Origin of the sequence: Streptomyces sp. V4I8 (assembly GCF_041261225.1) — a bacterium.
Lineage (GTDB): Bacteria > Actinomycetota > Actinomycetes > Streptomycetales > Streptomycetaceae > Streptomyces.
In genome coordinates this window covers 3,325,751-3,339,635 of the sequence record NZ_JBGCCN010000001.1, presented here as the reverse complement: position 1 = coordinate 3,339,635, position 13,885 = coordinate 3,325,751, and the positions used below count along the sequence as shown (strand labels likewise).

Here is a 13,885-nt window from a genome sequence, read left to right as displayed (position 1 = left end):
AGGTGAGCGGCGCACGGGGGCCGCGTGGTCGGGGCAGGGGCCGTGGGCGGAGGCGGCGTCCGTCGTCGGCGGCAGGGTCAGAGCAGCCCGAGCTCGCGGGCCCGGCGGACCGCCTCGCCGCGCCGGGTGGCGGCGAGTTTGCGGTAGATGCCCTTCAGGTGCGTCTTCACCGTGTTGACCGACAGATGCAGGTCGGCGGCGATCTCCTCGGTGGACATGAGCTGGGCCAGCCGCTCCAGGACGTCCTGCTCGCGCGGGCTGAGCTGCTCCGGGCGGGGGCTCGCGGACTCCTCCCGCTGCCGCGAGTCGGCAGGCCCCGGCGTGAGGGTGCCGGTCAGCCAGACATGCTCCCGGGCGAGCGCGGGCCGCTCCAGCAGCAGCCGCCTGAGCCATGGCCCGGCTTCCCGGAACGGCCGCCTGAGGTGATGCGGCCGGGCCGCCGCCAGGGCCCGCAGGACCAGGCTCTCCGCGGCCGCGGAGTCACCGAGCGCGTCGTCGGCCTGCGCACGGGTCAGCAGCAGCCACACCTCGATCGCCGGTCCGCGGTTCCGGGACTCGGGCAGCTCGTCGAGGATGCGCAACGCCCGTTCGCTGTCGCCCGCGGCCACCCGTGCCCGGGCCTCGGCCGTCAGGCACTCCGGACTGTGCGACCGGTGTTCCTCGAAGACCTTCACCGCCGCCTCGGGATCGCCATCGGCCAGATGCGCCGCGGCCGTGGCCATGGCGATACGGTCGCTCACCCACGGGGAGGGCTCCGCGGAGAGCAGGAGCTGCCCGGCCATGTCGTCGAGAGCCGGCAGGGCCGCCCCGGAATGCCCCCTCGCGACCAGCATCCGCGAGCGCAGGATCGCCAGCTCCACGGCCACGATGGGATCGCGGGCGGCGGTGGACGTGGCGGCCGCCTGGTCGAGATGGCCCTGCGCTGCCGCCAGGTCGTCGCGGTCGATGGCCACGGCGGCCAGCACGAGCTGTGCCATGCCGGTCCGGTGGGACACCGCCAGCCCCGACTGCTCCGCCTCGGCGACCGCCGCCCGGGCATGCGCCTCGGCCTGGCCGGGCCGGCCGTGCAGGAAGTCGATCAGCGCCAGCCGGCCGAGGGCCTCATAGCGGGGGAACTCCGTCGACCGCCCCTGGGCGGCCTCGACGGCGGCGGACAGCGTCACCCGCGCGGCGTCGAAGCGGCCCGCCCACAGCTGGGCCGATCCGAGGTCGGTGAGCATGAGGGCCGTCAGCTCGGGACTTCGCTCCAACCGGTCGGCGGGGAGGGCGTGTCCGGCCTCCGCGGCGTCCATCGCCGCCGTCTCGGCGAGGTCCGCCGAGCCCGTCACCCGGGCGGCCAGCACCCGAAGCACCGCACAGCTCAACCGCACCGCGGCGGCGTCGTCGGTGTCGCCGTCCGGCAGGTTCTCCTCCGCCCGGCGCAGATAGGTGACACCCCGGTCGACGTCGTGGTGGGCCAGCTCGCGCGCCGCGCGGACCAGGTCGGGCGCGGGCCCCGACGCCTCCGGTGTCATCCCGGCGAAGAGACCGTCCAACCGCTCGGCGGCCAGCCCGGTCAGCAGCCGGCCGATCGCCAGGTGGTCGATGAGCTGGGCTGCGGCCAGCTCCCAGTCACCCGCGTCCGCCGCGTGCCGCAGGGCCTCGTCCAGCAGGCCCGCCCGGCTCAGCCACTCGGCGGCCGTACGGTGCAGCTCCGGCTCCAGGCCGGGGTGGCGCACGCGCAGATGCACCCGCAGGATCTCGGCGAAGAGCGAGTGCAGCCGGTACCAGGAACGCCCGATGGGCTCGACGAACGCGTTGGTCCGTTGCAGTTCCTCCAGGACCGGCTCCGCGTCGTCCCGCCCGGTCAGGGCGTTGGCCAGATCGGGATGGGTCTTCTCCAGGATGCTGGTGCGCAGCAGCAGGTCCTGGGTCTCGGCGGGGTGGGCGCGCAGCACCTCGCCCAGCAGGAAGTCGGCCAGCGTGCTGTGCCCGGCCTCGAAGTCCTTCAGGAAGCTCTCCGGATCGTCGGCCCGCTGCGCGGCCAGGGCGCACAGCCGCAGCCCCGCCGCCCAGCCCTCGGTGCGTTCGGTCAGCAAGCGCGCGGCGTCGGCCGACAGCGGCAGCCCGTGCCGGTCGACCAGGGCCGCCGTCTCCTCGGCGCGGAAGGCCAGGTCGTCGGCGCGGATGTCGCCGAGTTCACCGGCGGCCCGGTAGCGGTACAGCGGCAGCAGCGGCTCCGTGCGGCTGATGATCACCAGGCGCAGTCCGTCGCCCGCGTGGCGCAGTACGAACTGCAGCTCGTCGGCGACCGCGGCGGAGCCGGCCACCCGGTCGAACTCGTCCAGGACGAGGACGACCCGGCTGTCCCGTTCGTTCAGCCAGGCCGCGAGACGGGCCAGCAGCGAGTGGTCCACCTCGCCGGGGCGGGCCGGGCTGCCGATGTGCTCGGGCGGGGCGACGCCGTGGTGCCGAAGGGCATGCAGGACGTACGACCAGAAGACCCCGGACGCGCCGTCCTGCGGCTCCACGGTCAGCCAGGCGACGGCCCCGGGCTCGCAGGCCGTGATCCAGTCGGCGACCAGCAGGGTCTTGCCCGCCCCCGCGGGACCGTTGACCAGGGTCAGGGGACGGCCGACAGCATCGGCCAGCTGCTCGACGAGCCGGTCCCTGCGTACGAACGTCCCCGGGACCGCCGGGACCGCGAGCCGGGCGGCGAGCACCGGGTCACCGTCCGGCGTCACCCCCGTCACCGTGGAGTCGCCGTGGTCCCCTCCGACGGAGCGCGCCGTCACGCGCCTTCACAGCCCTTATGGATGCCCGAGCGGTACCACACCACGTTCCGATCCTCGCCCCGGTCCAGGCCACCCGCAAGTGGCGACCAGGGGCCTCCCGCGACGCCGGGGAAGATCCGAACGACAGGTCCTAGACGTCCACGCCCAGCATCCGCCGCAGCAGATCCCGCAAGGTCAGCCGCTGCTCCTCGGACAGTCCCGCCAGTGGCTCGCGGGCGAACCGGAGGGAGTCGCGCAGGCTGCGGGCCACCTGGCGGCCCTCGTCCGTCGCCGCCGCCAGCTTCACTCGGCGGTCCGCCGGGTCCGGGCGCCGCTCCACCAGACCCCGGGTCTCCAGGCGGTCCACGATGCCGGTCACGTTCGACGGCTCGCACCGCAGCCGCTGCGCCAGCTTCCGCATCGGCAGCGGCTCCAGCGACAGCAGGCTGAGCAGCCGCGCCTGTGCGCCGGTGAGCGTGTGCTCGGCGGCGGCCTCCTCGTACTCCTCGTGGTAGCGGGCCACGACGGAGCCGATGAGGTCGACGACTTCGAGGGTCAGCTCATCGGGGAGGCGGGTCTTGGGTGGGGTGGCCATGCTCTCAGGATAACCCCGTTACTTGACATCATGAAATATTCAGGAGCATGGTTGTTTCAGATGCTTAAGTAAATGCACGCAGCACAACCGCAGTGAACCGGAAGGGCACCCCCCATGATCAACCGCGAATGGCACCTCCTCTCCCGCCCCGTCGGCTGGCCCAAGGCCGAGGACTTCGCCCTGGTGGAGGCCGAGATGCCGACCCCCGCCGAGGGTCAGGTGCTCGTACGGAACAAGTACCTCTCCGTCGACCCGTACATGCGCGGACGCATGTCGTCGGCCAAGTCCTATGTCGCCCCCTTCGAGCTCGGCAAGGTCATGCAGGGCGGTGCCGTCGGCGAGGTCGTAGCCTCCAACGCCGAGGGCATCGCCGTCGGCGACCACGTCCTGCACTTCTTCGGCTGGCGCGAGTACGCCGCCGTGGACGCGAAGAACGCCGTCAAGGTCGATCCTGACGCCGCGCCCCTCTCCGCCTACCTCGGCGTCCTCGGCATGACCGGCCTCACCGCCTACGCCGGCCTGCTGCGCACCGCCTCCTTCAAGGAGGGTGACGTCGTCTTCGTGTCCGGTGCGGCCGGTGCCGTCGGCAGCCAGGTCGGGCAGATCGCCAAGCTCAAGGGCGCCTCCCGGGTCATCGGCTCCGCCGGATCGGACGAGAAGGTCAAGCTCCTGGTGGAGGAGTACGGCTTCGACGCCGCCTTCAACTACAAGGACGGGCCGGTGAGCGAGCAGCTGCGCGAGGCCGCCCCCGACGGCATCGACGTCTACTTCGACAACGTCGGCGGCGACCACCTGGAGGCCGCGATCGGCCAGCTCAACGTGCACGGCCGGATCGCCATCTGCGGCATGATCTCGGTCTACAACAACACCGAGCCCGCCCCCGGCCCGAAGAACCTCGCCCGCCTCATCGCGACCCGCGGCCGTATCGAGGGCCTCCTCGTCGGCGACCACTACGACTTCCAGCCGCAGTTCGTCCAGGAGGTCGGCCCCTGGGTCGCTTCCGGTCGGCTCAAGTACCGCGAGACCTTCGTGGAGGGCATCGAGAACAACCTGGAGGCGTTCCTCGGGGTTCTGCGCGGTGACAACACCGGGAAGATGATCGTCAAGCTTTAGGTCTCCCGGCGGGCGTAGGTCCGTGCGGGCGGGGGCCTGTGCTGGATTTCCGGCATGCGGTAACTTCTTTCCGAATTCCGTTCGCGATCGTGGGCGCGAGTCGCGGCGGACCGAGGAGGAAGACACCGCATGTCCATCCAGCAGTCCGACGTCCTGTACACCGCCGTCGCCACCGCCGAGAACGGCCGCGACGGCCGGGTCGCCACCGACGACGGCAAGCTCGACGTCGTCGTGAACCCGCCCAAGGAGATGGGCGGCAGCGGCGCCGGCACCAACCCGGAGCAGCTGTTCGCCGCCGGCTACAGCGCCTGCTTCCAGGGCGCCCTGGGCGTCGTCGCCCGTCAGGAGCAGGCCGACATCTCCGGCTCGACCGTCACCGCGAAGGTCGGCATCGGCAAGAACGACGACGGCTTCGGGATCACCGTCGAGATCTCCGCCGAGATCCCGAACGTCGACGCCGAGACCGCCAAGGGCCTCATTGAGAAGGCCCACCAGGTGTGCCCGTACTCGAAGGCAACCCGCGGCAACATCACGGTGACGCTGGTCTGAGCCGTGACGCCTGTGTGACACGGTTCGTTGCTACGGCGGAGGCCGCACCCCTGGACGTGGGGTGCGGCCTCTGTCGTGCGCGCTGTGCCGTGCGCCGCGCCTCAGTACGTCAGCGCCGCCGAGTGCACGGCCCGCACGAACCGCTCGTTCTCCGGGGCCGCCCCGCCGGGGAACGCGCACCGGCGGCGGGTATAGCCGTACGCCAGGCCGCTGCGGGGGTCCGCGAACGCCTGGGAGCCGCCCGCGCCGCTGTGGCCGAAAGTGCCGGCGCCCAGGAACGGGTACCAGGTGTCCGCCGTCGCCTGGAAGCCGAGGCCGTACGACTTGTGGGTCCGCGCCACGAGGTCGTACCCGGTCGAATGGATCTGCCCGACCTCGGCGATCGTGTCCGGCTTCAGCAGCGGCGGCCGCTCGTCCAGCTCGCTGATCGCCGCCGCGTACATCCCGGCGAGCCCGCGCGCCGACGCGACACCGCCCGCCGACGCCGGCCCGCTCGCGCGCACCGCACGGGAGTTGGCGTAGTCCACCAGCTCGCCCGGCTCCGGCACATGCGTGTTGAACGCGATCGAGGACAGGGTGTGCGGCCCCTGCGGCACCGAGTCCAGCACCGCCCGCTGCTCCGGCGTCGGCGCCATCGGCTGCACGGAGCGGAACCGGGGCTCCAGCTCCTCGGGCAGCCCGAGGTGGAAGTCCAGGCCGTACGGCGCCCGCACCCGCTCCTCGTACACCTCCTGGAGCGTCCGCCCGGTGGCACGGCGTACGACCTCACCGGTCAGCGCGCCGATGACGAGCGCGTGATAGCCGAAGGCCGTGCCGGGGCGCCAGAACGGGCGCTGGTCGGCGAGCCGCTCGGCGATCGCTCGGTCGTCGGCCAGCTCGTCCCTGGTGAACCCGGCGTCGAGCCCGACCAGCCCGGCCCGGTGGGCGAGCAGATCGCGCAGGGTCACCGCGCCCTTGCCCTCGGCCCCGAACTCCGGCCAGTAGTACGTCACCTTGCGGTCCGGTTCGAGCGTGCCCTCCTGCACGAGAAGCGCGACCACCAGATGAGCGGCGCCCTTGGTGGAGGAGAACACGCCGTAGAGGGAGCCGGCCTCGCACCCGTCACCGGCCCACAGGTCGACGACCTTGCGGCCGTGCGCATACGCGCACAACTGACCTTCGTAGTCGGGCCGTTCACTCGCCACGAACGCGGCGAACTCATCTCGTACGGCCTCGAAGCCGTCCGCGACGGTGCCGTGGATCCCTTGCGTCATCCGCTCTCCTCACCTGCTGCCACTGGTCCGCGCCATGCTGAACAACGCCCGTCCGACCTGGGCGAATTCCCCCTTCGGATGATCCCGGAACAGCGGCTCCGTGCCGAACAGGACGGCCCCCGGCCCGCTGACCACCGACGCCTGCCCCGCCGCGTCCGCCGGCCCGCCGGAGCCGTCCCGCGACGGCCGCCAGTGCCCGGAGACCAGCGGGTTCCCGGTCCCGTACGCCTGCTCGACCCGCACGTCCGGGCCCAGGTCGGTGAACCACACGGGCGCGTAGACGAAGCCGTGTTCCGGAGCGCCGCTCATGAGCACACTGCCCGCGTTCCGCACCCGTACGACACCGTTGGCGTCCCCGTTGCCCTCGACCGGCTTCGCCGCCAGCAGCCCGGCCGCTGAGTTGAGCGCGGCACCGGTGGCACCCCGGCCGACGAGACCGTGTCCGTCGAGGAAGGCGCCCAGGGCGGTGCGGGCGGCGTCGCCCAGGTCGTCGTACTCCAGCCCCGCCGACACGAACAGCACATCCACCGCCGACCAGTCGAACCCGGCGTTCAGCACCTCCGTCGAGACCGGCGTGACCTCGAAGTTCATCTCCCGCAGCGCGAACAGTTCGCCCGCCGTGACGGCGGCGGCGACCCGGGTGCGATGCAGCGGGGCGGTGCCGGTGAGCTTCGTCGCATGGAAGGCCACGTTGTACGCGCGGGCGGCCGCCGCGGCCTGCCCGCGCGCCGAGCCCGGCACGATCGCGCCGCCGTCGGCCGCGCGCCGCACCTCGACTCCCTTCCGTAGCAGGGAGTTGAGCGCGGCGACCTCGCTCGGGTCGTCGAGCCCCAGCCGCAGGTCGCCGCGCGGGGCGACGTACGCGACGGAGGACGCCGCCCGGACCGGACGCAGGACACCGCCGTACGGCATACCCGGCAGGGTCTCCACCGCCGCGCCCCACAGCCGGCCGAGGCTCCAGCCCGAGATGTCGTACATCGCCGAGACCTTGTCGCTGATGTCCCGCCCGTCCGCGAGGAGCACGTTCGCGAGCCCCCGCTTGGGCTGGTGCATGTCGACGAGGTACGAGCCCTTGCCGTACGTCCGTGCGCCGAGCCGGAAGGAGCGGGCCGCCCGGGTGACCCGTACGTCATGGGCGAGGAGGTGGTCGACGAGGCGGGCCGCGGCCGTGGCGGAGCGCTGGTGGCCGGCCGGGATGACGTAGGCGCGGGGGAAGGTGGTCGTGTACACGTCCTCGGGGCCGATACCGGGAACGCCCGGGACGGTCTGCGGTGACACCGGCACCTGCGCGGCGCCGACGGCTCCCCGCCGGAAGACCTCGATCTGGTCGGCGACGAGCGTGGCGCGCTTCGACCGCACGAAGTCGAGGGTGGCACGCAGGGCGGCCCCGGCGACGTCGATGTTGATCGCGGACCGGCGGCGCAGCTCGGTGACCGGCAGGGTGTTGTACGCGGCGTTGTTCACCGTCAGCGGGATCTCCACGGTGTGCGCGGCGACCGTGCCGTGGAAGGCCGCGTACTGCGGGGTGAAGATCGGCGGCCAGTCGTCCCAGCCCTCGTCCTGGTCGCGGAACGGGATCTGCGCGGGCTGCACCCCGTCCTTCGCGGGCGTGTAGCCGAGGCCGTTGACGGCGGCCTCCATGCCGAGGGCGTTGGCGTAGGTGTTCTTCAGGAAGAGGTCGTACTCGTAGTTCTCGCCGTGCGGGGGAGTGGTGGGCTCGATGAGCGTGCCGTTGACATAGCCGTGCAGATCGAGCATGACGGCCGGCTGCTTGGCGACCATGATCTGCCGCATCGCCCGCACCTCGGGCTGCGAGGCGGTGACGAAGTCCCGGTTCATGTCGAAGCCGTTGGCGTTCGTGCGCGTGCCCGCGATACGGCCGTCCGGGTTGGCGGTGATGTTGAAGTACAGGCGGCTGTGCGCGAGCAGGTCGCGCGTCGCGGCGTCCTTGGCGGTGGCCAGCCGCTCGAGGAGCCCGAGGGAGGCGTCGGTGCCCTCCCACTCGTTGCCGTGGATGTTGTTGTTGAGGAAGACGGGCGCCTTGTAAGTCCGCTTGATCTCGGGTGACTTGGCGGCCAGGGCGGGCACCTGCTCGATGAGCTCGCGCATCCGCGCCTGCGCGCGGGCCTGGCGGGCGGTCTCCGGGGCGGTGACGGTGACGAGGTAGAGCCGGTGCCCACCGGCGGAGTGCCCCGCGACCTCGACACTCACCCGGTCGCCGAGGGCCTGGAGGGCGTTCAGCTTCGGCGCGATGGCGTGGTACGGGGTGAGGCCCAGCTTGATGGACTTGTCGGCCGGGTTCTCGGGGTCGGCGGTGAGGATCTGCCGGCGGGGATAGCCGCGGCTGTCGTCACCGATCGCCCCGGAGGCCGGTTCGGAGCCCGGTTCGGAGGCCGACTCGCCGGCACCGAGGGCCCGCTGGGCGGCGCTCGCGGGTGTCCGCGCCGCCTGGTGGTCGAGCGCGGCCTCGCGGTGGACCGGCGGCTGCGGGTCCGCGGCAGCCGCGGTGTACGGGGTCAGGAGCAGGGAGCCCGCCGTGGTGAGGGTGAGGGCGGTCACCAGAACGGGTCTCGCGGGAACGGTTCTCGTCGTGCGCACGCGTACCTCCTCCGGAACGTCCAAAGATCGGTACGGCGAGGTGTACCTGTTCGACTCAACCGCAACAAGAGGGAGTTGGAGCCACGCATGGCCCGGTTGGCCCGGATGGCCCATGCGAGGGCATCCGGACGGGGCATGCCGGAAGTGGGCAGGCGAGGGTGACCGGGTGCCGAAGCGGCCGTGACTGCCGTGTGACACGGCCCGACTAGAGTTCTCGCATGCGCGATCTCGGGACCGGGTTCAGGTATCTCCTCAAGGGCCAGCGATGGGTGGCCCGGCACGGCAAGCAGTACGGGGTCGGACTGATCCCCGGCCTGCTCACCCTGGTGCTCTACGCGGCCGCGCTGGTCGGCCTCGCGCTCTGGGGCGAGGACTTCGTGTCCTGGTCGACGCCGTTCGCCGACGACTGGTCGAGCCCCTGGCAGGGCCTCTTCCGCGGCTTCCTCACCGCCGTCCTGTTCGCCCTGGGCCTGCTCCTCTCCGTCGTCACCTTCACCGCGGTCACGCTCCTGATCGGCCAGCCCTTCTACGAGAACCTCTCCGAGAAGGTCGACCGGGACGTCTCCCCGGACGGCACGGCCCCCGAGTCCGGCCTGCCGCTCTGGCGCGAGCTGTGGATCTCGGGCCGCGACAGCCTGCGGATCGTGTTGCGCGCCGCCGTCTGGGGCGTGCTGCTCTTCGCCCTCGGCTTCATCCCGGTCGTCGGCCAGACGGTCGTACCGGTGATCGGTGTCGTCGTCACCGGCTTCTTCCTCACCGAGGAGCTCACGGCGGTCGCCCTCCAGCGCCGCCGCGTCGAACTCCGCGACCGCCTCACCCTCCTCCGCGCCCGCAAGACCCTGGTCTGGGGCTTCGGCGCGCCCCTCGCCGCGGCCTTCCTGGTGCCGTTCGTCGCGGTGTTCCTGATGCCGGGCGCGGTCGCCGGGGCGACGCTGATGGCGCGGGAGCTGATGGGGGAGGAGACCGAGGAGGGGCGGGACGAGGGTTCGCTTCCCAGCGCCGGTCCGGACGCTTTCAGCCCGTCCGGCGTCTGAGGACGAGGCCCTTCGGCCCGACCGCCTACGAACCCGACCGTGACGTCAACGCCGCATCCACAGCGACCGCGACGATCGCCCGCACCTGCGCGACGATGTCCATCCGGTTCCGCACGAACTCCGGATCCGTCACCACCCCCGTGGCCGGATCCGTGTTGCCCGCCCCGAACTGCAGCACCGGCGTGTGCACATGCCCGCCCGGCAGGGTGTCGTGCAGCCCCAGCCGGTCCCGCAGCAGCGTCGCCCGGTAGGCGATCTCGTTGGAGAGGTAGTCACCGCCGCCCCCGGCCCGCGCGGTGGAACCGGGCGTCGGCCCGTCCGGCCGTACGACGGCCTGTGTGCCGCCCGCCGGGATCTCGGTCACGCTCGTGTTGTCGTACACGGGGAAGCGGCCGGTGTTCGCGGCGACGATCTCCGCGTACGGCAGGGTCGTCGTCGTCCACTGCGGCTGCGAGGCCGGGTCGGCGACGGGGATGGTCTCGGTCCGGCCGATGTTCTCGTTGTCCCCGAAGCCGCCCCGCCAGGCCCCGTTGGTCCGCTCGACGTCGAACCGCCCGACGCGCCCCTGGCTCACGGTCGTGAACAGATCGACCTGCTTCAGATACGGCCGCAGCGTCCGCTCCACCGTCCCCTCGGCGAAGTCCCGCCAGCGCACCGGGAACACGGCGGTCTCCACCCGAGCCGGACCCTGCGCCGTCTGGATCACCGTGCCGTCGAGGGCGAGGGCGGTGGCCCCGGACGGGTTGGAGATACGGATGTCGCGGTCGAGGGTGAAGGGGTCGAAGCCGGTGACGAGGATCCGCTTGACGCCGGCTGCGGCCGCATGACGAATGTCGGCCCGGCCACGCGAGACTCTCTCCAACGAGCCGATGAGAGACGCTCGTTGGCCCTCACTCAGCCCGAACTCCGGCTCCCACGTCCGCACCTCCCGCGTCATCGACAACCGCGCCCAGTACAGCGGCCGGTCGTCGTCCCGGCTGAGATCACCGCCCGCCGGACCGCGCCCCTGCGCCCGGTCGACGGCCCGCCGCCACAGCGCCGCCCCCTCGCGCTCGACGACACGGCGAGCCTGGGCGTAGGAGCGCGCCGCGGCGAGGTCGTCGGCGAACTCCGTTGCCGGGGCGTCGAATCCGGAGCGGCGCAGGATCTCCTGGGGGGCCGCCTTGTCGAGGCGCTGCTCCTCGACCGTCGGCGCGGGTGCCGTCCGGGCGGCGGCCGCCCCGGTCGTGGGGACGGAGAGGCCGGCCAGCAGGGCCAAGCCGAGAACACCGGTCCTGACGCGTATGGAATGCAAGGGAGTTACGGTCCTTCCGTCACGGTGGGGGAGCGTGGTGTGGGACGCCGGAAGTATCGCGTGCCGGGCGTGGTCCACGCCATGGAAGGCGCCCGGATGTAATTGATGGTTGCGGTCACGACTGCTTCTCAGGCGGCCGAGGCAGGATTGAGACGTCCGTGGACTCAACGAGGAGGCACCCGATGGCGGGAACCCCCGCACCCCGGCGCACCGCACCCGACGAAGCCCGCGAGGCGGTCGTCGAGGCAGCCCTCGCCCGGCTCGACCTCGACGCGAAGGCGCGGCTGCTGTCCGGGCAGGACACCTGGACCCTGCCCGCGCTGCCCGAGATCGGCCTGGAGTCCCTCGTGATGTCCGACGGCCCGATCGGCGTCCGGGGCGTGCGCTGGACCGCCGACGACCCGTCCGTCGCGCTGCCCTCGCCCACCGCGCTCGCCGCCACCTGGGACCCCGAACTCGCCCGCAGGGCCGGCGTGCTGCTCGCCCAGGAGGCCCGCCGCAAGGGTGTGCACGTGCTCCTCGCGCCCACCGTCAATCTGCATCGCTCCCCGCTCGGCGGCCGGCACTTCGAGGCCTACAGCGAGGACCCGTATCTGACGGGGAAGATCGGCGCGGGCTATGTGAACGGCGTCCAGTCCGGCGGCGTCGGCACGACCGTCAAGCACTTCGTCGCCAACGACGCCGAGACCGAGCGCTTCACCGTGAACAACAAGGTGAGCGAACGCGCCCTGCGCGAGCTGTACCTGGCGCCCTTCGAGATCATCGTCGAGAACGCCCACCCCTGGGGCATCATGACCGCCTACAACAGGGTCAACGGCACGACGATGACCGAGCACCACCACCTCGTGAACGAGGTCCTGCGCGGCGAATGGGGCTTCGACGGCTACAACGTCTCCGACTGGATGGCCGCCCGGTCGACGAAGGGCGCCATCGAGGGCGGCCTCGACGCCGCCATGCCCGGCCCGCGGACCGTCTACGGCGAGCTGCTCGCCCAGGCCGTACGGGACGGCGAGGTCGCCGAGACCAAGGTCGACGACGCCGTGCGCAACGTCCTGCGGCTCGCCGCCCGCGTCGGCATCCTCCCGGGTGCCGAGCCCGCCGTCACCGGTCTCCCCGCGACCGTCGACGGCCCGGAACTGGCCCGCGAGATCGCCCGCCGCTCCTTCGTCCTGGTCCGCAACCAGGGCGCCCTCCCGCTCGGGCCGACCGGCACGGTCGCGCTCATCGGCGCCGCCGCCCGTGACGCCCGTGTCCTCGGCGGCGGCTCCGCCACCGTCTTCCCCGACCGGATCGTCTCCCCGCTCGACGGCCTCACCGCCGCCCTCCCCGAGGGCGCCCTCAGCTACGCCGTCGGCGCCGACCCGAACACCGAACTCGCAGTCGCCGACAAGGGCTTCGAGCTGCGAGCCGTGTGCCGGGACGCGGAGGGTCACGTCATCGGTACGGGGTCCGCCCCCAACGGGCAGATCCAGTGGATGGGCGACGACCTCCCCGAGGGCGTCACCCACGACACCCTGCACACCGTCGAGCTGACCGGCACCTTCACCCCGCGCGACACCGGCGCCCACACCTTCGGCATCAAGGGCATCGGCGCCTTCAAGCTCACCGTCGACGGGACCACGTACTTCGACGACGATCAGCGCCCCGCCAAGGACGACCCCTTCATCACCTTCTTCGGCGCCCCCGTCGCACACGGCCGGCCCGAACTCACCGCCGGCCGACCGGTCGAGGTCTCCCTGACCCACGTCGTCGAGTTCGCCGAGGACATCCCGATGAAGGTCGTCGCCTTCACGCTCTCCCACCAGGAGCCGCAGCGCGACCCCGACGAGCTGATCGCCGAGGCCGTCGAGGCCGCCCGGGGCGCCGACACGGCCGTCGTCGTGGTCGCCACCACCGACCGCGTCGAGTCCGAGGGCTTCGACCGCACGGACCTGACCCTGCCCGGCCGCCAGGACGACCTGGTCCGCGCCGTCGCCGCGGCCAACCCCCACACCGTCGTGGTCGTCAACTCCGGCTCCCCGGTGGAACTGCCCTGGCGGGAGCACGTCGCGGCCGTCCTGCTCAGCTGGTTCCCCGGACAGGAGGGCGGCGCCGCCCTGGCCGACGTCCTCACCGGCGCGCACGAGCCCGGCGGCCGGCTGCCCACCACCTGGGGCTCCCTGACCGACGCCCCCGTCACCCAGGTCGTCCCCTCGGCCGGCGAACTCCCGTACACCGAGGACGTCTTCATCGGCTACCGCGCCTGGGAGAAGGAGGGCCGGGTCCCGTCGTACCCCTTCGGGCACGGCCTCGGCTACACCGAGTGGACCTACGAGTCCGCCAAGGTCGAGGGCACCACGGTCACGGTCCGCGTCCGCAACTCCGGCGAGCGCGCGGGGCGCGAGGTCGTGCAGGTCTACCTGGCGCCGGCCGAGTCCGACACCGGCCGCCCGGCGCGATGGCTGGCCGGGTTCGCGGGTGTGGAGGCGGGGCCGGGGGAGACGGCCGAAGCGGTGATCGACCTTCCGCGCCGCGCCTTCGAGACGTGGGACGAGACAAGCAGTTCGTGGATGTTTGTGAAGGGTTCGTACGAGATCCAGGTCAGTCGCTCGATCACCGACCGTCGAGTGACCGCGGCGATTAACGTCTGAGGCGGGAGAAGTACCCCAGGAACAGCCCCGGCCCGGGTCCTGACGCCCGGGCCGGGGCTACTGGCG

9 protein-coding genes are annotated in these 13,885 nt (G+C 72.4%); 4 read left to right on the top strand and 5 right to left on the bottom strand.

Annotated features, from left to right (window positions below; all coding sequences use genetic code 11):
* Nucleotides 1–77: 77 nt before the first annotated feature.
* Nucleotides 78–2,774 carry a LuxR C-terminal-related transcriptional regulator gene (locus ABIE67_RS15165; protein WP_370257293.1) on the bottom strand — a complete coding sequence of 899 codons (2,697 nt, stop codon included), beginning with the start codon at nt 2,772–2,774 and terminating at the stop codon, nt 78–80.
* Between the two features lie 130 nt (nt 2,775–2,904).
* Entirely contained in the window at nt 2,905–3,348 is a 444-nt protein-coding gene (locus ABIE67_RS15160) for a MarR family winged helix-turn-helix transcriptional regulator (protein WP_370257291.1), read from the bottom strand.
* A gap of 114 nt (nt 3,349–3,462) precedes the next feature.
* On the opposite strand from ABIE67_RS15160, the gene ABIE67_RS15155 reads away from it, so the two are divergent.
* On the top strand, nt 3,463–4,461 hold the full coding sequence (locus ABIE67_RS15155) for an NADP-dependent oxidoreductase (RefSeq protein WP_370257289.1): 999 nt from the start codon (nt 3,463–3,465) through the stop codon (nt 4,459–4,461).
* Nucleotides 4,462–4,590: 129 nt separating this feature from the next.
* The gene (locus ABIE67_RS15150; RefSeq protein ID WP_370257288.1) at nt 4,591–5,010 is read left to right on the top strand and encodes an organic hydroperoxide resistance protein; all 420 of its coding nucleotides are present in this window, start codon (nt 4,591–4,593) and stop codon (nt 5,008–5,010) included.
* 101 nt (nt 5,011–5,111) lie between these two features.
* On the opposite strand, the gene ABIE67_RS15145 is transcribed toward ABIE67_RS15150, so the two are convergent.
* Together ABIE67_RS15145 and ABIE67_RS15140 are read right to left on the bottom strand one after the other, a co-directional pair.
* Nucleotides 5,112–6,263 (bottom strand): serine hydrolase domain-containing protein, encoded by a 1,152-nt coding sequence (locus ABIE67_RS15145; RefSeq protein WP_370257285.1) that lies wholly within the window; start codon nt 6,261–6,263, stop codon nt 5,112–5,114.
* A gap of 9 nt (nt 6,264–6,272) precedes the next feature.
* Nucleotides 6,273–8,861 (bottom strand): M14 family zinc carboxypeptidase, encoded by a 2,589-nt coding sequence (locus ABIE67_RS15140; RefSeq protein WP_370257283.1) that lies wholly within the window; start codon nt 8,859–8,861, stop codon nt 6,273–6,275.
* A 218-nt stretch (nt 8,862–9,079) separates the two neighbouring features.
* Between ABIE67_RS15140 and ABIE67_RS15135 the strand changes: the two genes are divergently transcribed.
* Nucleotides 9,080–9,895, top strand: coding sequence for an EI24 domain-containing protein (locus ABIE67_RS15135; protein ID WP_370257282.1), 816 nt, complete (start codon nt 9,080–9,082; stop codon nt 9,893–9,895).
* A 25-nt stretch (nt 9,896–9,920) separates the two neighbouring features.
* On the opposite strand, the gene ABIE67_RS15130 is transcribed toward ABIE67_RS15135, so the two are convergent.
* Nucleotides 9,921–11,189, bottom strand: a complete 1,269-nt coding sequence (locus ABIE67_RS15130; protein ID WP_370257280.1) for a pyroglutamyl peptidase — start codon at nt 11,187–11,189, stop codon at nt 9,921–9,923.
* Nucleotides 11,190–11,371: 182 nt separating this feature from the next.
* Here ABIE67_RS15130 and ABIE67_RS15125 point away from each other — a divergent pair, with 182 nt between their 5' ends.
* Nucleotides 11,372–13,819 carry a glycoside hydrolase family 3 protein gene (locus ABIE67_RS15125; RefSeq protein WP_370257278.1) on the top strand — a complete coding sequence of 816 codons (2,448 nt, stop codon included), beginning with the start codon at nt 11,372–11,374 and terminating at the stop codon, nt 13,817–13,819.
* The last annotated feature ends 66 nt before the right edge of the window (nt 13,820–13,885 follow it).

Coding starts and splice junctions, on each gene's coding strand:
- ABIE67_RS15160 (WP_370257291.1), bottom strand. CDS start 3,348: ATGGCCACCCCACCCAAGACCCGCCTCCCCGATGAGCTGACCCTCGAA.
- ABIE67_RS15155 (WP_370257289.1), top strand. CDS start 3,463: ATGATCAACCGCGAATGGCACCTCCTCTCCCGCCCCGTCGGCTGGCCC.
- ABIE67_RS15145 (WP_370257285.1), bottom strand. CDS start 6,263: ATGACGCAAGGGATCCACGGCACCGTCGCGGACGGCTTCGAGGCCGTA.
- ABIE67_RS15150 (WP_370257288.1), top strand. CDS start 4,591: ATGTCCATCCAGCAGTCCGACGTCCTGTACACCGCCGTCGCCACCGCC.
- ABIE67_RS15135 (WP_370257282.1), top strand. CDS start 9,080: ATGCGCGATCTCGGGACCGGGTTCAGGTATCTCCTCAAGGGCCAGCGA.
- ABIE67_RS15125 (WP_370257278.1), top strand. CDS start 11,372: ATGGCGGGAACCCCCGCACCCCGGCGCACCGCACCCGACGAAGCCCGC.